The following is a 20,054-nucleotide window of genomic DNA, read 5'->3' on the forward strand; positions in this document are numbered from 1 at the left end:
GCCGGCCGCTGGCCGGCACCCCGATCAATCCATCGCGATCCTGCACAGCCGGCCAGCGGCCGGCTCTACCAGAGACGGCTCAGATGTCGGCATGGTGATGTGGCACGGAGGCGGGCAGCGGATCATGGCCACCCACGAAGTGGCGCACCACCGGTGCGCGCTCGCCCCGATGCAATCCGCGCAGTTCTTCCTGGATCGCCTTGTCGTCGGCGGTGATGCGCTCGTGCTGGCGAAGGTGCTCCAGCCATGACGGGGTCACGAAATACTCAAGGTGGATTCCCGGTGTTGCCACGTCTTCGACTACGCCCCAGACCACCGCACCATCGCGACGACGGATGGATCCCATCGCGCGCATCTGCGCCTGGAACGCGGCACGATCAGCATCATCGATGCGGTACTCGATGGTGACCAGCACCGGGCCTCGATCGTTCGACACCGGCACCGACAGCTCGGGTGCCGGCCAGTGCCCGGCCGGGCGCAGGTTCAGGTCTTCGGTGCCGGCGATGCGCACGCGCCACACCAGCAATCCACCGATCACCGCACCGGCCGCTGCCACCAGCAACGCCAGTTCGGGCGAGGTGCGCTGAGCGAACGCGCCCCAGCTCAGGCCGCCGGCGGCCATGCCGGCCGAGAACACCATGATGTACAGCGCCAGCGCACGCGCACGTACCCATGCCGGAACCGCAGTCTGCGCAGCGATCTGCAGCGACGACAGCACGGTGATCCACGCAAAACCATTGACCAGCATCACCGCCGGAAGCACGTACCAGCTGCGGGTCAGCGCTAGCCCGACCAGGCTCAGGGCCAGCGACAACGTCGCCAGCAGTACCAGTAGGTCGCGATCCAGCTGTGCGCGCAGCTTCGGCAGCAGCAACGCACCGCCCACTGCACCGATGCCGATGCAGCCCAGCAGCATGCCGTACTGCCCCGCCCCACCCTGCATCTGCCCACGCACCACCACCGGCAACAGCGCGTTCATTGCCGCGGCGAAGAAGAAGAAGCCGACCGACTTGATCAGCACCGCCTGCAGCCGTCCGGCACGGCTGGCGTAGCGCAGGCCCGCTTTCAATCCGGCACCGAAGCCTTCCGGCGGCAAGCTCGACTGCTTTGGGTCGCGCTTCCAACCCCACACCACGAACAGCATCGCGGCGAAGGTGATGGCATTGAAGCCGAACGCCCAGACCGCACCCAGCTGGGCGACGATCACGCCGCCGATGGCCGGGCCGATCGAACGGGCGATATTGATGCCGATCGAGTTCAGCGCCACCGCCGAGGCCAGCATCGGCTGCGGCACCAGTTCGGAGACGATGGCGGCCTGCGCGGGCATTGCCATCGCCGCACCACAGCCCATGCAGAAGGTCAGCAGCACCAGCAACTGCGGGGTCAGCAGGTCCATCGCGGTCAACGCAGCCATTGCGGCGGCCACCAGCAGCATCCAGCCCTGGGTCGCCAACAGGTACTTCCGACGATCGACAATGTCGGCCAGGGTGCCGGCAGCGAGCGCCAGCAGCACGATCGGCACTGTGGTGGCCGACTGCACCAGGGCCACCATCAACGGCGAACCGGTGCGCTCGGCCATCACCCAGGCGGCGGCCACATCATTGACCCAGGTGCCGATGTTGCTGGCCAGGATCGCCAGCCAGATCGAACGGAACATCTGGATCTTCAGCGGGGACCAGGCCCCTGCGGCCTGTACGGGGGGTTGCGACGCGGTTGCGTTCACCATTGCCATGCTCCAACGATCGAGGCGAACAGCGTGTCCTGGCCTCCAGCCTGCTTCAGTGCAGGACCGGCGTCGACCCAGGCCAGCTGCAGCTGCCATTGCCAGTGTTCGCTGGCCTGCCAGCGGGTTTCGGATTTGTACTGGGTGCCGATGCGGCGCGCGCCACCGGCGCTGCCCGGCAACGCCACCAACGGCGCCGGCGTGGTGTAGATCGCATCGGCACGACGATGCTTCCAGGCCATCTGTACGCCCAGTTCCGTCGTCACCGCGTCGTGCAGGCGCAGGGCCAGGGTCGGCTGCAGGTCCATCAGATTGGCCGGGGCCAGCAGGCTGGCCTCGCTGAAGTAGGCCGATTTCGGGAACAGTGCATTGAAGGTGCCCAGTCGCCGGTCGTGCAGGTTGCCATCGCCACTGGCGATGTCGGCCTTCAGCCCCAGCCGCGGTTGCAGCGGCACATCCCCCCAGCGCCAGCCGGTGTCGGTCGCCAGCGTCCAGGCACGGATGTCGAGTGGGCCGGTGGCGGCACGCAGTTCACCGCCCTGCGCCACCAGCTCACTGTTCCAGTCCAGCAGACCTGACTGGCCGAACCAGCGCGCACCGAGTGTCTGCCGGCGCTCGGTTCCGGAGCCCGCCGCAAAGCGCGCGCCATCGCGACGATAGTCCAGCAGATACAGATCCCACTGTCCCACGCCCTGCCCGCGTGCCACGGTGGCATAGGCACCCCACAGGTGTGCACCGTGTTCGCTGCGATCATCAAAGGCACCCGGCCGGTTCTCGACCGGCCGCAGGGCCATCAGGTCAAGCGTGCCGAGCCGCCCCTTCCAGCCCAGACGCGCACCGTCGAAGGCCAGGCGGATGTTCGGCCCATCGCGCACCGACAACAGCCGCGAGCTGCCATAGCCGGCTTCCTGCCGGCCGAGCTGCACATGGAAGCCACCGCGCTGCCAGCGCCAGTACGCCTGCTGCACGTCCAAGGCACCACGGTCGGTGCGGCCCGGGCCGCCTGCCTTGCCATTCTCGGCATGCACGCCCAGCTGCAGTTTTGCCTGCCAGGTGTCCTCCACATAGGTGGCCGAAGCCAGTGCACGTAGCAGGCCATAGCCATCTTCGCTGCCGCCGATACCGAACCGGGTCGGGTCGTAGTACAGGCCACGCAGGCGCAGCGATGCCTCCAGCTGCAGCTCGCCGTTGCCCGCGTCGCTGCAGCGGCCGCCCTCGCAGGCCAGCGCCAGCGAGGGCACGGACAGCAGCGCCAGGCTCAGAACGCGAAGCACGAGCATCCCATCGCGCCCCAGAACCCGGCCAGGTCATCGGTTGGCGCCGCGTGATGCGCGGCATGACCGTGAGCACCATGCGTACTGCAGGCCACACCGTGATGGTGGCGATGGGCGGCGGCCAATCCGTTGGCGGCACCGCCAACGTGGTAGCCACCGAACCGGTTGACCGGCGACCAGTCCGGCATCGCCGGCGGCAGCTGCGGCGCCAGCCCAGCATAATCGCCGTCGGCGTGCACGATGCGCCCGCCGACCACGGTCAGCATGCTGGTGATGTCGGCGATCTGCGCGTCGTCGACGCGGAAGAAATCGGCCGAGAGCAGGATGAAGTCGGCCAGCTGACCAACCTTCAATGTCCCCTTCACTGCTTCGTCGCCGGAGAACCAGGCGCTGCCCTGGGTCCACAGGCGCAGCGCCTGCTCGCGTTCGAGCAGGTTTTCCTCGCCATACAGGGCCAACCCGCCCACGGTGCGCCCGGTCACCAGCCAGGACAACGCCACCCACGGGTTGTAGCTGGCCACGCGGGTGGCGTCGGTGCCTGCGCCCACCGGCACGCCCTCGGCCAACATGCGCTTGACCGGCGGCGTGTGCCGTGCCGCCTGCACGCCGTAGCGCTCGACGAAGGCCTCGCCCTGGTAGGCCATGCGGTGCTGCACGGCGATACCCCCACCCAGCGCGCGGATGCGCTCGATATTGCGCGGAGTGATGGTCTCGGCGTGGTCGATGAACCAGTGCAGGCCATCGAACGGCACCTCGCGGTTGACCTGTTCGTATACATCCAGGATGCGGGTGATGCTCTCGTCGTAGGTGGCGTGGATGCGGAACGGCCAGCGCTTCTCGACCAGCAGCTTCACCACGTCGTGCAGTTCGGGCTCCAGCTCCGGCGGCAGTTCCGGGCGCGGCTCGTTGAACAGTTCGAAGTCGGCGGCAGAGAACACCAGCATCTCGCCCGCGCCGTTGTGGCGCAGCAGGTCATCGCCCTGGCGCGGCTGCAGGATCTCGCTCCAGCCACGGAAGTCATCCACTTCCCTGCCCTTGTTCTGGGTGAACAGGTTGTAGGCGATGCGCACCGTCAGCTGATCATCGCGATGCAGCTGCTCGATGACCTGGTAGTCCTCGGGGTAGTTCTGGAAGCCACCGCCGGCGTCGATCACCGAAGTGATGCCAAGCCGGTTCAGTTCGCGCATGAAATGGCGCGTCGAGTTGGCCTGGTATTCGATCGGCAGGCGCGGGCCCTTGGCCAGCGTGGCGTACAGGATCAGCGCATTGGGCTTGGCCAGCAGCAGCCCGGTCGGGTTGCCCAGCGAATCGCGCACGATCTGGCCACCCGGCGGATCTGGCGTGTCCTTGCTGTAGCCGCAGGCGCGCAGCGCGGCGCGGTTGAGCAGTGCGCGGTCATACAGGTGCAGCAGGAACACCGGCGTATCCGGTGCGATGTCGTTGAGCTCCTGCAGCGTCGGCAGGCGCTTCTCGTTGAACTGCGCGGCGGTGAAGCCACCGACCACGCGCACCCACTGCGGCGCGGGAGTACGGTCTACCTGGGCCTTCAGCATGTCCAGGGCGTCGCCCAGCGAACGCAGGCCGTCCCAGCGCAGCTCCAGGTTGTAGTTCAGGCCACCACGGATCAGGTGGGTGTGGCTGTCGTTGAGGCCGGGCAGCAGGCGCCGGCCCTGGGCGTCGATCAAGGTCGCTTCATTGCCCCAGCCGCGCATGATCTCCTCGTCGCTGCCGACGGCGACGATGCGGCCTTCCTGCACAGCCAGCGCCTGCGCATGCGGCTGCTGAGGGTCGAGGGTGGTAATGCGGGCATTGCGGATGACCAGCGTGCTCATGCGACGCTCCTTGGAAGTGGAATCGAGTGCGGCACCGGCGCGACCTGCCAGGCCGAGCGCAACAGCGGCGCCGCTGGCCAGCACCACGTTGCGGCGGCCGTGATCGAGGGGATCGTGACTCATGCGAATTCTCCCGGAAAGCGTTGGCCGTCCAGCGCCCAGGCGCCGGGGCCGGCCAGCGCGAGGGCCAGCAGCACCGTGGTCCACATCAACGGGTACTCACTGCCGCCGCGCATCCAGAACCAGCCCTTGGGCAGGGCCAACAGCACGGTGAAGCCGATGAAGGCAGCCGCCGCAAGCGCGGCGATGCGGGTCTGCCACCCCAGCAGCACGGCCAGCCCGGACAACACCTGCAGCAAGGCCAACAGCAATGGCAACGGTGCCACCGCCGGCAGCCCGAAACTGCGCAGCTCGGTGGCGAAGCCGGAAAGCCCCGGCCCCCCGAACCACCCGAACAGCTTGCCCAGCGCGTGCGGCAGCAGGAAGCCTCCTGCCGCCACACGCAGCATCAGCAGGGCCAGGTCGAGGCCTTGGCCGGCAACCATGCTCAGTGCCCGCCTTCCTGCGCACCGAACATCCGCTTGGCGTACTGGATGCCGATGCCGTAGCCGCCGGCGTGGTCGCGCGCAATGCCGGTGGTCAGGTCGTAGGTTTCACCCCGTGCCCAGTCGCGCTGCAGTTCGAGCAGGTACTGCACGCTGGTCATCGGCACCGCGCCGGCCTGCACCATGCGGGTGATCGCACGCTCGTGCGCTTCCTCGCTGACATCGCCACAGGCATCGGTAATCACATACACCTCAAAGCCCTGCGCCAGCGCCGACAGTGCCGGGCCGACGATGCAGACGCTGGTCCACAGGCCGGCGATGACCAGACGGCGCTTGCCGATGCGGTTGATCTCATCGATCACAGGCTGGTCTTCCCAGGTGTTCATCGAGGTGCGATCGAACACCGTCTGGCCCGGAAAGATCTGCGGCAGTTCCGGGAACATCGGCCCGGAGAACGACGCTTCGGCGACTGTGGTCAGCACGACCGGTACATTGAAGCCCTTGGCGCCCTTGCCGATCAGCGACACGTTGTTGCGCAGCGCGGAGATGTCGATGGTGTGGGTGGCGAACGCCATCTGCGACTGGAAGTCGATCAGCACCAGGGCGTGGTCGGTCGGCGACAGCAGCGCCGGGGCGGGAGTGGCGGTGGCAAGGCTCATGGGTGGACTCCGTTGGAAACACGATCAAGGGGATGCAACAGGGCGGCATCACCGGCGACGTACTGGCCGGGGCTGCAGCCGGTCTCCGCGCGGAAGCTGCGGACGAAATGGCTCTGGTCGAAGAAGCCCAGCTGCTGGGCCAGGCAGGCCATCGGCAGCTGCGCGCCCGGCAGCAGCTGGCGCGCACGCTCGATGCGACGGCGGCGGACATAGCGCAACGGGCTGGCGCCAGTACCGGCGCGGAACAGGCGTACCAGATGGAAGCGGCTGACGCAGGCGGCCGCCGCCAGCTCGGTCACCCGCAGCGGCTGCGACAGATGCTCATCGACATAGCGCAGGGCGCGCTGCAACGCGGCGGCCTGTTGCGGTGCCAGTGAAGCGGCGGGCGGATCAGGCGGGAAGAGGGTGGCCATGCGGGACGCCGCGAAGGGGTGCCCCATGGTGCGTGACCCCTGCGTGATGCCCTACCCCCGTCGGTCGAGGCCAGCACCTACCCGAATGGGGGAGGCCGACGGCCGAGCAGGCGGCGCCCGAACAACCGCGCATCCAGTGAATAGGCGCCAGGCCCCAGCAGCAACAGCGCCAATGGCAGCAGCGCCTGTGGCCACGGCGCCTGCTGCGCGAACATGCCCACGGCCGCCATCAGCGCCGCCAGCGGCGTCAACGCACCCAGCACGAGCATCAGCACTGCCAGCAGGCACAACGCCGACCACCCGCCCGCCTGCATGCCGGGCGTGAACAGCGCAGCGGACAGGCACAACCGCAACCACAGCAGGCCGATGCCCGGACCGCGGTCGGGGAACATCACGAACAGGCGCTGCATGGCGAGGCTCCGGAGGGCATGCCGGCGTGATAGCCGACGCCGGCGCACGCCGCCTACCCCGTTCGGGTCACCCCGGACTGCCCCACACCTGCCAGAATGCGCGCCATGCGTGGCCGCCCCTTCCCGTCCGTGCGTCGCCTGCCGACGCTGCTGACGTGCCTGCTGCTGTTGACCTCCCTGCCCGCCTTTGCCGTGCAGCGCCCGCCGGTGAGCGGCGGGCTGCCCGATTACGAGCACACCGCCTGGCGTGTCGGCCAGGGCGCGCCAGGCGATATCTGGGACATTGCCCAGGACCGCGAGGGCCTGTTGTGGCTGGCTACCGGCTCGGGCCTGTACCGCTTCGATGGCCGTCGCTTCGAACGGCAGGCAGCGCCCGCCGGCAGCCAGTTCCCGTCCACCAACATGGTCACGCTGGCGCATGCCGCCGGCGGTGCGCTGTGGATCGGCTACTTCCAGGCCGGCATCAGCCGGTTCACGCATGGGCAGCTGCGCAGCTACGGCCGCGAGCAGGGGGTGCCTGTCGGCGTGGTCCCACGCATCAGCCAGGATCGCCAGGGGCAGCTCTGGGCGGCGATCAATGGCGGGCTGCGCCGCTTTGACGGACACCGCTGGCAGCCACTGCCGTCCGCTGCCGGCCTGCCCGAGCGCCGGGTGCAGTGGGTGCTGCACGACAGCCGGGACAGGTTCTGGGTGCTGGCCGACCTGAAGATCTGGATGCGTGCGGCGGGCCAGACCGCTTTCGAGGACACCGGCATCGCGGTCTCGCAGATGGCGACGCTGGCCGAAAGCCCGCAGGGTGAAGTGTGGCTGGCCGACCGGGTGCGCGGCACCTCGCCGCTGGCCAACGCGCAGGGTCTGCTGGCAGACAGCGAACGTGAGGCGCGGCGGTTGCCGGAACTGGTTGCTGCGCGCCTGCAGTTCACTGCCGATGGCGCGCTGTGGGCCACGATGAGCCCGCACGGCGGCGTCGCCCGCATCACCTTCGACGGCACCCGGGCCGTGCGCATGGAACGCTTCGATTCGCCGCAAGGACTGACCGCCACATCGGCAGTGCCGATCATCGTCGATCGCGAAGGCAATCTCTGGGTCGGCACCAATCTCGGCCTCAACCGCTTCCGCGCACGCAGCGTGCACGCCCTGGTGGTCGGCCCGAGCGATCCCTACCGCTCGCTGGTACGGGCCAGCGATGGGCGCGTGTATGGCTATGGCGAAGACCTCAAGCCCTACGACCTGCGGCGCCCCCTGCTGAATGGCAGCGCCACGCAGCTGCAGGCCTCCGCGCGGCAGGCACCCACGTCGATCTGGCAGTTCGACTGGGTCAACCTCGCGCGCACGGTCGCCGGCCACACCACATTGATCCCGCTGCCGGCGCCGTTCACCGGGCAGCCGCTGCATGCCCTGCTGTTCCCCGATGACGGACAGGCCTGGGTCTGCGCGGGGGAGCGTGGCGTCCTGCAGTACCTGCACGGCCAGTGGCGGCAGGAAGGCCGTCTGCCCGAACAGGCCTGCTCATCGCTGGCGCTGGATGCCGATGGCCAGCTGCTGCTCGGCTATGCCGATGGCCGCCTGCGCCGCCTGGGTGCAAATGGCACCGAGAGCTTCGGCGCCGGGGACGGCCTGTCGGTAGGACCGATCACTGCGATGCTGCACCACCGGGACCTTCTGCTGGTCGCCGGCGAAGCAGGGCTGGCGGCACGGCTGGGCAACGGCCGGTTCGTTCCGGTGCGCACCGACATGGCCGGCGTACTGGAAGGCATCACCGGCATGGTCGCCGATGCCAATGGACACCTGTGGCTCAACGGCAGCCGTGGCCTGGTACGGATGGAAAGCGGGTTGCTGCGCCGTGCCCTGCGCTCCGGCCTGCCAGTGACGCCACGCCTGTTCGATGCCATCGACGGCATGCCCGGCATCGCCCTGCAGAGCGGACCGATCTCCACCGCCGCCCTGGCCGACGACGGCCTGCTGTGGCTGGCCACCAACCAGGGCCTGGCCTGGCTGGACACCACCCGCTCGCACGTCAATACGATGGCTCCCAGCGTGCGCATCGGCGAGGTGCTGTATGGCAGCGAGCACGCGCCGCTACGCGATGGCCTGCGCCTACCGGCCGGCACCAGCCAGCTGCAGATTGACTACGTGGCGCTGTCGTTGGCACGTCCGGAGCGCAACCGATACCGATACCGCCTGTCGGGCGTGGATGATGGTTGGCAGGACGCTGGCAGCAGCACACGTGCGTATTACACCAACCTGGCGCCCGGCAGCTACCGGTTCGAGGTGGAAGCCGCCAACGAGGACGGCATCTGGAGCACCGCACCGGCCAGCCGCAGCTTCCGCATCGCACCCACCTTCGTGCAGACGGTGTGGTTCAAGCTGCTGTGCGCCGCCGCGATACTTGCACTGCTGGTGATGGCGGTGCGCATCCGCAGCGGGCAGCTGGCCGCACTGTTCCGCGCGCGCCTGCAGGAACGCAACGGCGAACGCGAACGCATCGCGCGCGACCTGCACGACACCCTGCTGCAGGGTAGCCAGGGCCTGATCCTGCGCCTGCACGCGATCAGCCAGTCAGCGCAGACACCAGCGCCGGTGCGCAGCCAGCTTGAGTCAGCGATGCAGCTGGCCGAGCGCAACCTGGCCGAGGGTCGCGAGCGGGTCAATGCGCTGCGCGAGGCGCCGTTCGCGGGCCGCGACCTCGCTTCGGCGCTGGCCGACGTGCACGCCGAATACGCCGGGCATGGCATCAATCCCCTGCGCCTGACCGTGGAAGGCGCGGCGCCACCGCTGCAGGCCGACGCGGCCGAAGAGGTGTTCCTGATCGGGCGCGAGGCCATCCGCAATGCGTTGCGCCATGCCAATGCCAGTGCCATTGAAGTGGAACTGTCCTACGGCACGCGTTGTTTCCTGCTGCACGTGCGCGACGACGGCGCCGGCATTGCCGACGAGAACGCCGGCCATGGCCATTGGGGCCTGCAGGGCATGCGTGAGCGCGCCCAGCGCCTCGGCGCGGAACTGCAGCTGTGGACCCGCCCCGGGCTGGGTACCGAAGTCGCGCTGGCAGTCCCGGCCCGGCGGCTGTATCACCGCCGCCGATCGCGTTGGCATTGGCCCTGGAGTAGAGAAAACCATGACTGAGTCCCCTGCCCCGATCGGCGTGCTGGTGGTCGACGACCACCCGCTGCTGCGTGATGGACTGGCGGCACTGCTGGGCGCTCATGCCGACCTGCGCCTGCTCGGCGAGGCCGCCGATGGCGAGGAAGCCATCGCGCGCTACCAGCAGCTGCAGCCCGACGTCGTGCTGATGGACCTGCAGATGCCCCGCCTGGATGGTGTGGAAGCCATCGTGCGGATCCGCGCGCTGGACCCGCGCGCGCGCATCATCGTGCTGACCACTTACCGCGGTGACGTACGTGCGGTGCGGGCGCTGCAGGCCGGCGCCAGCGCGTACCTGCTGAAGGACATGCTGCGGCGTGAACTGGTCGACACCATCCGCATGGTCGCCGGCGGCCGGCGCGCACCGATTCCCCCGGCGGTGGCGGCCAGCATCGCCGCGCATGTAGTGGAAGATCGCTTGTCGCCGCGCGAGACCGAGGTACTGCGGCACGTGGCCGGAGGGCTGTCGAACAAGCGCATCGGCGAGCGCATGCAGATTTCCGAGCAGACGGTGAAGGCGCACATGAAAAGCCTGATGGACAAGCTCGGCGTGGGTGATCGCACGCATGCGGTAACCCAGGCGCTGCGGCGCGGCATCATCAGCCTGGACGACAGCGGTCACGATTAGGGGGGGGCGGCAGGGCTTGCAGCCCTGCACCCGCGGTAGTGCCGGCCGCTGGCCGGCAACTTCAACAGCAAAATCAAAAGCGCGCTCTCCGTGGGATGGCGCGGCGGTGTCGGAGTACGGGGACGCTGCAAGTACGTCCCTGTAAGCTTGGCAGCCGCATCCATGCGGCTGACACCCCGCACTCCGACACCGCCCCACCTCTGACAGATTCCGATGGCGGTTGGTAGGTGTCGACCTTGGTCGACACTTCTGTCAGATATCGAAATCAATCAGGGATCAGATCCGTTTTCCTCCGGAAAACGAATCTGACCCCAAGAGCCATTCCAACAGAAGGCGGGGTGGGTCCGGTTGCGGGGGCGTGAGCGCCATGGATGGCGCGACCGAGCCCCCATGGGTGAGGGCGCTTCGCTTGCGAAGCATTGCTTCGCAAGCGCCCGAACGCCCAGCCGCCAGCGGCTGGGCCGGACTGGGGATTCACGGCGTCCCCCGCAACCGGACCCACCCCGCCTCCCTACAGGAACCCCGCTGTTGCTGTTGCCTCCAGCAGGTGCAGGACTGCACGCCCTGCCGAACAACCCCCTACTTCAAACGCAGTGCCAGGCTGCCGCCCGCACACACCACCGCCAGCCAGGCCACGCCGTGCCACCCCCACTGCGCCAGCGCCAGGCTGCCCAGCGCACCACCGGCGGCCATGCCGATGAACATGCCGGTGAACAACAGCGCATTGAGCCGGCTGCGTGCCGGCGGCACCAGGCCGTAGACCAGGGTCTGGTGCGCCACCAGCGCCGACTGGAAGCCGAAGTCGAACAGCAGCGCACTCACCACCAGCAACGGCAGCAGCGCGGCGGCCGGCAACCAGGCTTCGGCCAGCAGCAGGCCGAAGCCCAGCAGCGCCACCGCAATCGCCAGCCGTGCCACCGCATGGCACCCCAGTCGATCAGCGAAACGGCCGGCAAACGGCGCGGCCAATGCACCGGCCGCACCCGCAATACCAAACGCACCCGCCGCCGCACTGCCCAGCCCCAGGCGGGCATGCAGCATCAGCGCCAGTGTCGACCAGAACGCACTGAAGCCGACCGTCAGCAGCGACTGGCTGGCCACTGCACGGCGCAGCTGCGGCTGCTCACGCCACAACGCCAGCAATGAACCCAGCAACGCCGGATAGCGCAGCGTGCTGGTCGGCGCGAAACGCGGCAGTGCACGCGCCATCACCGCGCCCATCGCCGCCACCGATACCGCCGCCAGCACGAACTGCGTGCGCCAACCCCACGCTTCAGCCACCACACCACTGACCACCCGCGACAACAGGATGCCGAGCAGCAGGCCGGTCATCACCCGGCCGACGATCTGGCCGCGCTGCGCATCCGGTGCCAGCACCGCAGCGGCGGGAACGATGTCCTGCGCCAGCGTTGCCATCAGCCCGACCAGCAGGCTGGCCATCAGCAGGCCCGGCAGGTGCCCAGCCATCGCGGCGGCGCCCAGTGCCAGCGCCAGCAGCGCAGACTTCAACAGGATCAGATGGCGGCGGTCGAAGCGATCGCCCAGCGGTGCCAGCAGCAGGATGCCCAGCGCGTAGCCGAGCTGGGTCAAGGTTGGCACCAGGCCGGCGGCGCGCTCACCGGCGCCAAGGTCCTGGGCGATCAGGCCCAGCATGGGCTGGCTGTAATACAGCGACGCGACCGAGAAGCCGGCACCGGCCGCCATTGCCAGCACCAATGGGGCGGAAGGCACGGTCGCCGGTGCGGCCGCAACAGACAGCGAGGAGGTAGACATGGGGGAGCCCGGTAGAGGAAGTGGGCGTATCCTGCCTGTATTCGCCAAACGTCTGTAGTAGGCTCTGGTACATATCTTTCATACGCCACACGCATGAATGACCTCGCCACCGGCGCTGATCGCCTGGATCTGCTGCGCACCTTCCTGCGCATTGTCGATGCCGGCAGCCTGTCTGCTGCGGCCCTGCAGCTGGGCACCACCCAGCCGACGGTCAGCCGACGCCTGCAGGCACTGGAGCGGCAGCTCGGCCTGCGCCTGCTGCAGCGCTCCACCCATGGCCTGCAACTGACCGAGGACGGCCTGCGCTGCCAGCGTCATGCGCAGCGCGTGGTGGACGAATGGGAGTCGCTGCAGGCCGAGCTGAACGGCGAACCGGAAACGCTGCGCGGACGCCTGCGGGTGATGGTGCCGCACGCCTTTGGCCAGGCGCAGCTGCTGCCGACCATGCTCGCATTCCTCGCCCAGCACCCGCAGCTGAGCCTGGAGTGGATCCTGGAAGATCGGCGCCCGGATTTCATCGCCGAAGGCATCGACTGCGCGGTGCGGGTGGGTCCGGTCGACGAACCGCGCATGGTGGCACTGCCGCTCGCGGAAGTGCCGCGCATCGTCGTGGCAGCGCCCTCGCTGGTGGACGCCACGGCGGTCAGTACGCCGGAACAGGCACAGTCACTGCCGTGGATCTCGCTGGTCACCTACTACCGCGAACGCCTGCTGCTGCATGATGCGCAGGGGCGCGCACATACCCTTTCGATCAGCCCACGCCTGCTCAGCGACAACCTGTTCGTGGTGCAGCAGGCTGCACGCGCCGGGCTGGGCGCAGCGGTGGTCTCGGCCTGGCTGGTCGCTGACGACCTCGCACAAGGGCGTCTGGTGCAGCTGCTGCCAGACTGGCAGGCGCCGGCACTGCCGGTGCATGTCGTGTTTCCTGCCGCGCGCCAGCAGCCGCAGCGGCTGCGCGCCTTCATCGATGCGATGAAGGCCGCACTGCCGCAGCTGCACGGAATGCGGCCGGCACCGCGTTAGGTCATCGGCCGCATCATCCACGCATGGCGTGGATCTACTGAGGGTACGGGTAGATCCACGCCATGCGTGGATTCCGTCCAACCCCGCAATCAGTCAGCTTTCGCCGCCTCTGCATTCCACGCCGCGACCTTGGCCTTGGTGTCGGCCAGCATCTTGTCCAGCGCGGCGCGGTCATACACGTTGCCGCGCAGGATCACGCTGTCGATCTTCTCGGTGGCGGCGATGTCCTGCAGCGGGTTGGCGGTCAGCAGCACCAGGTCGGCGGCCTTGCCCTGCGCGACACCACCGTAGCGGTCCATCTGGCCGAACCAGGCCGGGCCGGAACGGGTTGCGGCCGACAGCGCCTGCGGCGCACTCAGGCCCTCCTTCACGAACAGCTGCAGTTCCTGGTGCAGGGCGATGCCCGGGAAGTTGAACGAGTTGAGGAAGCCCGCATCGGTGCCGGCAATGATCGTCACGCCCGCCTCCTGCAGCAACGGCAGCACGGCCGCCACCTGATGGTACTGCGCGTGGCGCGCCTCGATCTGTGCCGGCGTCGCCTTCGCGGCGCGGTCCACGCGCCACTGATAGGTCGCGCGCAGGCCCGGGCCGATGTAGGCCAGGTACGGATCGTTGGCGTGGTCATCCTGGTCCAGAAAATCGAGGATACGGCCACCGTTGAGGGTCGGGGTCACGAATACGCCGCGCTTGGCGAAATCACGGTAGGCGTGCATCGCGGTGTCACGGTCGAAGCTGGCGTCGAGGCGGCGGTTGGCTTCCGCGCGGTCGATGCGGCCGGCGCCGAAGTCGGCGGCGATCTTCGCTTCGTCCTTGCTGCCGGCCTTGAATGCGTAGTCCAGGTGCTCGATCGAGGCCAGGCCGGCATCGACCGCCTGCTCCACCGTCAGCGCCATCGGAATGTGGCCCGAGGCCTTGAAGCCGGCCTTGCGCGCGGCGCTGGCCGAATACAGGAACAGATCCGGCTTCAGCGTGCTGTCGGTGATCTTCACGAAATCGACCTTATCGTGCTGCAGTCGGGTGATCGCCTTGTCGACGTCGGCCTCGCTACCCACTTCGATCGTGCCCTTCCAGACCGGCTTGATGCCTTCGATCTTCGCGCCCGAGCTGAGCAGGCGCGGGCCGAACAGCGTGCCCCTGGCGATCTCGCCACGCCACTGCAGCACCTGATCGGGCAGATCGCCGGAGCAGTCACGCACGGTGGTGATGCCGTGCGCGATGTACAGCGGCAGCAGCGCCTTGTTCTCTTCGATCAGCGCCGGGCCGCCACCGAAGTGCACATGCATGTCCCACAGGCCCGGGATCAGGTATTTGCCCTTGGCATCGATCTGGCGGGCCGCGCTCCACTGGCCGCGCAGCTGCGCGTCCGGGCCCACCGCGACGATGTCCTCGCCGCGGATCACCACGCTCTGCCCGGCCCGCGCGCTGGCGTGCTCGACGTCGACCACGATGGCATTGCGGATCAGCAGGTCGGCGCGCTCGGCAGCAGATGCCGACAGCGGCGCCACCGCAAGAAGGATGGCAAGGGACAACGGGCGGGAACGGAACATGATGGACAGCATCCTGGTAGGCACGGCCAGCGTGCGGGTGGAAGGAGTAGCGGTTCAGCGCGCCGCGCCGTGCTGGCGCAGCAGGGTTTCAATGCCGGCATAGCCACGCTGGCGCGCGTGCGCCAGTGGCGTTACGCCATCGCCGTCGGCCAGCTCCGGGTCGGCACCGGCCTCCAGCAACAGCTGCACGATCTGCACATGGCGTTCACCACCGTCGCCAAGCAGGATCGCTTCCAGCAGCGCGGTCCAGTGCAGGCGGTTGACGTGGTCCACCGCCACACCTGCACGCAGCAGCATGCGCACGGTGCTGACGTGGCCGCGCTCGGCGGCCGGAATCAACGCAGTGCCCCCATAGCGGTTGGTGCTGCGCAGATCGGCGCCGTGCGCCAGGGTCATCGCCAGGATCTCATCCAGGCCGCGCGCGCCGGCATACAGGTAGGCACTGTCCTGCAGCGCATCCTTGGCATTGACGTCCGCCCCGGCCTCGATCAGTTCGCGCGCGGCATCTACGTTGTTGCCCTGCGTGGCCAGCAGCAGCGCCGTGCGGCCCTGGCCATCGTGCGCCTCCAGATCAGCACCTTCGGCCAGCGCGCCGCGCACCGCCTCGGCATCGCCGCGGCTGGCGGCATCACGCAGGCGCGCGTCTGCGTCGGCTCTGGAGGTGGCAGTGCAGGCAGGGGTGACCATGGCCAGCAGACACAACAACAGCACGCGCGTGAACGGTGCAGGCCAGCCAGCGGGGCAATGGAAGCGCATCACGGTGTCTCCTTTTCTCCATCGCCGCAGGGCGATGGTCGCAGGGGCCGCGCATTGCCGGCCCCTGCCCCGCATGGTAGAAGTCGGCCCGGGTATCCAGAAGTGAAATGTTCAAATGCAAGACAGTGCCAAATCGAATAGAACCCTGTTCGAACTGGACCTGCTGCGGGCGCTGGTGATGGTGGCCGACTGCGGCAGCTTCACCACGGCGGCCACGCGCCTGCATTCGACCCAGTCCACGGTCAGCCAGAAGGTGCGGCGGCTGGAGGAACTGGCCGGGCATCGCCTGCTCGAGCGCAGCCACCGCGATGTGCACCCCACCGACGCCGGCCACACCCTGCTCGGCTACGCGCGGCGCATGCTCGACCTGAACGAGGAAATGGCCCAGGCGCTGGCCGGCGCGACGGTGGAAACCGCGGTCCGCATCGGCGTACCCGAAGACTTCGTCAACCCGCAGACCACCCGCATGCTGGCCGCCTTCAGCCGTCGCCACCCACAGGTGAAGCTGGAGATCAGCAGCGGCCTCAGCCGCGCCCTGGCACAGGGCTTCGACCACGGCGAGCTGGACCTGGTGCTGGTCAAGCAGCGCCGCAACAGCCGCCAGGCGGTGCACTGCCGCCGCGAGCCGATGCACTGGATCGACAGCCTGCGCAGCAGCTGCCTGCAGCAGGACCCGCTGCCGCTGGTCACCTTCCCGCCGCGAGGGCTGTACCGCGACGAGATGATCCACGCCGTGGAAGCGCTGGGCCTGCGCTGGCGAATTGCCTTCACCAGTTCGTCGCTGAGTGGCATCCAGGGCGCGGTGGCTGATGGCATCGGGATCAGCCTGCTGCCTCGCCGCGCGGTCACGCGCGAGCACCGCATCATCGATGGCGAGCGTGGGCTGCCGGTGATCGACAACTACGAAATCGGCCTGCTGCATCGTGCCGATGCCGATGATGCGGTGCGGGCACTGGCCAGCGAGCTGTGGCGGCAGGTACAGCGCGAACCGGACTGACCACGGTAGATCCACGCCACGCGTGGATGGAAACGCCCCTCCGGCATCGAAAAGGGCGCGGGTGCGCCAGCAAATACACGCTTGTCGCAAAAGGCCCACTGATGGCGTACCCAAGATCTGGGCGATAGGGTGGTGAACGCCCTTCTCCGGATTACCCCGCCTATGACCAGCACTTACCAGGTTACTTTGACCCCTGCTCCGAAGGACGAAGCCGACATCCGGTTTGATCCGCTGCCACCTGCACTCATCGCGCACATGCAGCAGCAGCGCGCACAGGTTGCTGCCCTCGTCGCATCTGCGTTCCCCACCGTGCCTGTTCAATGGCCGCTACTGCCAAGCACGCTGCAACGCGTAGTCGATGCAGAGCTGATCGATCACGATGATTGTGGCGGTTGGGAAGCACTGGGGGTCGCATTCGGTGACTGTCTGGCACAGCGTGTACCGGAACTTGCCTGGGCCCGGGTAACCGATGCATGGGGCGTCGATGCGGTTCTCCGCTATAGAGAGGCCAATATCATGGTCAGCGCCGTCACCCTGTTGATCAAACGCGTCGAAGAAGGCGAGGCCATCGAGATCAACCACCTGCTTGAAGCCCTCGAGGAGTTCGTCATCCAGCAAGCGCGCAGGTCCAGCTGAGCCCATGAGAGGACGATTGAGCCGCGCAGAATGACGTATACGGACCTTGATGTTGCAGCTGCGGGAGCAATTAGATTTCGCGCATTGAGCATCGAAACCTGGACACGCCTGTCGCGCGGAAATCACGGTTCTGCCGCTAGAGTGCCGTTGTTTCCGTGCTCCACGGCGCCTCGCCATGTCCGACCAACCCCCGACCCGATTCGATCCCCTGCCTGCAGCCCTGCAGACGCACCTGCAGCACCAGCGTGCACTGATCGCCGCGCGCGTGGCCGCCAGCTTCCCGACGTTGCCGGTGCAATGGCCGCTGGCCGCCAGCACATTGCAGCGCGTGGTCGATGCCGAACTGATCGATCGTGACGACTGCGATGGCTGGGAAGCGCTGGGCGTGGCGTTCGGTGACACCCTGGCCCAGCGCGTGCCGGGCCTGGCTTGGATGCAGGTCACCGATGCCTGGGGCATCGATGCAGTGCTGCGCCATGCCGACAGCAGCCTGCAGATCGGCGCCGGCACCCTGCTGCTCAAGCGCGTGGAGCAGGGCGTGGTCATCGACATCGCCCATCTGCTGGCGTGGCTGGAAGAATTCGTCGCTACCCGCGCCGACGATTACGCCTGAAAGCCGCCGGGCATGGCTCGGCACTACACGGAGCTGGCGCGGCGTGGATCTACAGCCAACGGCCATCCACCACTACCCGGCGCTGCACCGGCACCCCGGCCACGGCAGCCGGGCCATGATCGGCCCGCACGGCCACGAAAGTGGCCGGATGCCCTTCCACGAGACCGTATTGCGGCAGCCCGATCACCTGCGCGGCGTGGGTGGTGACCATGTCCAGCGCCAGCATCAGGTCGGCATCGGTGTAGAAGCCCGAGCGGTAGCCCAGCAGCATCGCCCGCTGCAGCAGATCGCCGTTGCCGTACGGCCACCAGCAGTCGCGGATGTTGTCGTTGCCGGCGAACACGCGCACGCCCGCATCATGCAGTGCGCGCAAAGGCGGAAATGGATGATCACCCGGCGCGTTGCTCATGATCGCCACACCCGCCGTGGCCAGCGCCTCGCCCACCTGCAACGCGCGCGCCAGCGGCACGTCGCCCAGCGAGTAGGCATGGCTGACCGCCACCCGCCCCTGCAGGCCAGCGGCCCGGGTCCGCGCGGCAATGCGCAGCAACTGGGCCAGTCCGGTTTCGCCGGGCTCGTGCAGGTGGATGTCCAGGCGCACGCCATAGCGCTCGGCCAGGCCGAACAGCAGTGCCAGCTGGCCTTCAGCATCGCCATCCAGCGTGGTCGGGTCGATGCCTCCCAGCACCTCCACGCCCGCCGCAAGGGCCTGCTCAAGCACGGCGGCGGTACCCGGACAGGACATCACCCCGGCCTGCGGGAACGCCACCAGCTGGATCCGCATGAGGTCGGCGCAGCGCAGCGCCGCCTCGCGCACCGCTTCGAGATGACGCAGGCCCGTGCTGCCGTCGATGTCGACGTGGCAGCGCATGGCCACCGTGCCGAAGCGGCTGCACTGGCGGATCAATGCCTCGGCACGGTCCACCATCGGCGCGGCACTCGCTACCGCGGCCTTCTCTACCGCCAACCGCTCACGCAGGCTGTTCACCGGCTGGTGCGGGTGCCAGCGGTCGCCGACAAAACTCTTGTCCAGATGGATGTGGCCGTCGACCAGCCCGGGCAGGACCGCGAAGCCCTGCAGGTCGACGCATTCCGCCCCGTCGGCCGGCGTAGCCTCGCCATTGAGGCCACTGATGCGGCCGTCACGGATATGGAAATGCAGTGGCGCGCCGTAGCGGTCTACACCGCCATGGACGAACTGAAGCGTCATCGGAAACTCCGGGAAAGCCAAGCCATGGCGCCATCCTGAGCGCCGGCGCTGCCATCGGCCAACGAAATATCTGGATGGCACGCATTCACCAGAACGATGATTACCCTGCGACAACCGGTCGCAGCCACGCCGTGCACACGCCTGAACGGGTACCATAGGCGCCTGTTTCCGCTGTGATGCCGCATGGGCCCGTCCGACCGCCACGATCGCCTCCGCCGCTGGCAGGCCGCGTCCCTGCTCGCTGCTGCCCCGATGGCCAGCCTGTCCGCCGCAGATACGGCCGCCACCGCGCCGCTGCAGGCGCCGCCGGGCCAACAGCGCATCGCATCGGCTGCCCTCGTCGAGCGGTTGCACCAGCGTGTGCTGTCCGGGCAGAGCGCCACCGCCACCCTGGAACACTGGTGCGCCGAACACGGCCTGGCCGAACAGGCGCGGGTGCGCGCCGTGCGTGTGCATGGCCAGGACAAGCCTGCCCCCGCCGATGTGCTGCAGGCGCTGGGTGCGACGCAGCCTGGCACCGCGCTGCGCTACCGCCGCGTACAGCTGGTCTGTGGCAGCCGCGTCCTCTCCGAGGCCGACAACTGGTACCTGCCGGACCATCTCAGCCCGGCCATGAACCAGGTGCTGGACAGCACCGACGAACCCTTTGGCCGCGTGGTCGGCCCGCTCGGCTTCCAGCGCCAGACCCTGGCCGACCAGACGTTCTGGCCACCGCGTGGCGAAGGCGACGACGGCGTGGTCCTGGAAGTGCGCGCGCTGCTACGCGATCGCCAGCAGCAGCCCTTCAGCTACGTCATCGAGTCGTACCTGCAACAGGCGCTGCCCTAGCCGACCGGCGCGCGCCATCACTGCGGATAGGGGCACAGCAGAA

At 68.3% G+C, this 20,054-nt stretch carries 18 protein-coding genes; 7 read left to right on the forward strand and 11 right to left on the reverse strand.

What is annotated here, in order from left to right; translation table 11 throughout:
* Positions 1 to 79 precede the first annotated feature (79 nt).
* From ACM0PY_RS01765 to ACM0PY_RS01795, 7 genes are all read right to left on the reverse strand, one after another.
* Positions 80 to 1,726, reverse strand: coding sequence for an MFS transporter (locus ACM0PY_RS01765; protein ID WP_180885415.1), 1,647 nt, complete (start codon positions 1,724 to 1,726; stop codon positions 80 to 82).
* On the reverse strand, positions 1,720 to 3,003 hold the full coding sequence (locus ACM0PY_RS01770; protein ID WP_180885417.1) for an alginate export family protein: 1,284 nt from the start codon (positions 3,001 to 3,003) through the stop codon (positions 1,720 to 1,722). The genes ACM0PY_RS01765 and ACM0PY_RS01770 overlap by 7 nt, the downstream gene beginning before the upstream one ends.
* Positions 2,982 to 4,829, reverse strand: a complete 1,848-nt coding sequence (locus ACM0PY_RS01775) for an amidohydrolase (protein WP_180885449.1) — start codon at positions 4,827 to 4,829, stop codon at positions 2,982 to 2,984. The genes ACM0PY_RS01770 and ACM0PY_RS01775 overlap by 22 nt, the downstream gene beginning before the upstream one ends.
* Before the next feature lie 119 nt (positions 4,830 to 4,948).
* Entirely contained in the window at positions 4,949 to 5,374 is a 426-nt protein-coding gene (locus ACM0PY_RS01780) for a DoxX family protein (RefSeq protein WP_180885420.1), read from the reverse strand.
* Between the two features lie 2 nt (positions 5,375 to 5,376).
* A complete protein-coding gene (locus ACM0PY_RS01785) occupies positions 5,377 to 6,033 on the reverse strand; it encodes a hydrolase (protein WP_005417006.1) in 657 nt (218 codons plus the stop codon).
* The gene (locus ACM0PY_RS01790) at positions 6,030 to 6,473 is read right to left on the reverse strand and encodes a helix-turn-helix transcriptional regulator (protein WP_050562701.1); all 444 of its coding nucleotides are present in this window, start codon (positions 6,471 to 6,473) and stop codon (positions 6,030 to 6,032) included. Before ACM0PY_RS01790 ends, ACM0PY_RS01785 begins: the two co-directional genes overlap by 4 nt.
* A gap of 50 nt (positions 6,474 to 6,523) precedes the next feature.
* Positions 6,524 to 6,856, reverse strand: a complete 333-nt coding sequence (locus tag ACM0PY_RS01795; protein WP_180885422.1) for a hypothetical protein — start codon at positions 6,854 to 6,856, stop codon at positions 6,524 to 6,526.
* Positions 6,857 to 6,952: 96 nt separating this feature from the next.
* On the opposite strand from ACM0PY_RS01795, the gene ACM0PY_RS01800 reads away from it, so the two are divergent.
* Together ACM0PY_RS01800 and ACM0PY_RS01805 are read left to right on the forward strand one after the other, a co-directional pair.
* Positions 6,953 to 9,982 (forward strand): sensor histidine kinase, encoded by a 3,030-nt coding sequence (locus ACM0PY_RS01800; RefSeq protein ID WP_180885424.1) that lies wholly within the window; start codon positions 6,953 to 6,955, stop codon positions 9,980 to 9,982.
* Positions 9,975 to 10,628, forward strand: a complete 654-nt coding sequence (locus tag ACM0PY_RS01805; RefSeq protein ID WP_180885426.1) for a response regulator — start codon at positions 9,975 to 9,977, stop codon at positions 10,626 to 10,628. Before ACM0PY_RS01800 ends, ACM0PY_RS01805 begins: the two co-directional genes overlap by 8 nt.
* Before the next feature lie 579 nt (positions 10,629 to 11,207).
* Here the strand turns inward: ACM0PY_RS01805 and ACM0PY_RS01810 are convergent.
* A complete protein-coding gene (locus ACM0PY_RS01810) occupies positions 11,208 to 12,401 on the reverse strand; it encodes an MFS transporter (protein ID WP_414609367.1) in 1,194 nt (397 codons plus the stop codon).
* A 93-nt stretch (positions 12,402 to 12,494) separates the two neighbouring features.
* Between ACM0PY_RS01810 and ACM0PY_RS01815 the strand changes: the two genes are divergently transcribed.
* Complete coding sequence (locus tag ACM0PY_RS01815; RefSeq protein ID WP_180885428.1) at positions 12,495 to 13,424, forward strand: LysR family transcriptional regulator; 930 nt, start codon at positions 12,495 to 12,497, stop codon at positions 13,422 to 13,424.
* 89 nt (positions 13,425 to 13,513) lie between these two features.
* Here the strand turns inward: ACM0PY_RS01815 and ACM0PY_RS01820 are convergent, their stop codons facing one another.
* Together ACM0PY_RS01820 and ACM0PY_RS01825 are read right to left on the reverse strand one after the other, a co-directional pair.
* Positions 13,514 to 14,971: an amidohydrolase family protein gene (locus ACM0PY_RS01820; RefSeq protein WP_180885430.1), complete on the reverse strand. Its 1,458-nt coding sequence runs from the start codon at positions 14,969 to 14,971 to the stop codon at positions 13,514 to 13,516.
* Between the two features lie 54 nt (positions 14,972 to 15,025).
* Entirely contained in the window at positions 15,026 to 15,727 is a 702-nt protein-coding gene (locus ACM0PY_RS01825; RefSeq protein ID WP_164262854.1) for an ankyrin repeat domain-containing protein, read from the reverse strand.
* A 115-nt stretch (positions 15,728 to 15,842) separates the two neighbouring features.
* Between ACM0PY_RS01825 and ACM0PY_RS01830 the strand changes: the two genes are divergently transcribed.
* From ACM0PY_RS01830 to ACM0PY_RS01840, 3 genes are all read left to right on the forward strand, one after another.
* Positions 15,843 to 16,724 (forward strand): LysR substrate-binding domain-containing protein, encoded by an 882-nt coding sequence (locus tag ACM0PY_RS01830; protein ID WP_180885432.1) that lies wholly within the window; start codon positions 15,843 to 15,845, stop codon positions 16,722 to 16,724.
* Between the two features lie 162 nt (positions 16,725 to 16,886).
* Complete coding sequence (locus tag ACM0PY_RS01835; protein WP_180885434.1) at positions 16,887 to 17,360, forward strand: DUF3806 domain-containing protein; 474 nt, start codon at positions 16,887 to 16,889, stop codon at positions 17,358 to 17,360.
* A 175-nt stretch (positions 17,361 to 17,535) separates the two neighbouring features.
* The gene (locus tag ACM0PY_RS01840) at positions 17,536 to 17,973 is read left to right on the forward strand and encodes a DUF3806 domain-containing protein (RefSeq protein ID WP_180885436.1); all 438 of its coding nucleotides are present in this window, start codon (positions 17,536 to 17,538) and stop codon (positions 17,971 to 17,973) included.
* Positions 17,974 to 18,022: 49 nt separating this feature from the next.
* Here ACM0PY_RS01840 and ACM0PY_RS01845 read toward each other — a convergent pair whose 3' ends face one another.
* Entirely contained in the window at positions 18,023 to 19,183 is a 1,161-nt protein-coding gene (locus ACM0PY_RS01845; RefSeq protein WP_180885438.1) for an amidohydrolase family protein, read from the reverse strand.
* A gap of 183 nt (positions 19,184 to 19,366) precedes the next feature.
* Between ACM0PY_RS01845 and ACM0PY_RS01850 the strand changes: the two genes are divergently transcribed.
* A complete protein-coding gene (locus tag ACM0PY_RS01850; RefSeq protein WP_072167478.1) occupies positions 19,367 to 20,011 on the forward strand; it encodes a hypothetical protein in 645 nt (214 codons plus the stop codon).
* Positions 20,012 to 20,054 lie beyond the last annotated feature (43 nt).

It is taken from the genome of Stenotrophomonas sp. BR163, from assembly GCF_047520985.2.
Classification (GTDB): Bacteria; Pseudomonadota; Gammaproteobacteria; order Xanthomonadales; family Xanthomonadaceae; genus Stenotrophomonas; species Stenotrophomonas sepilia.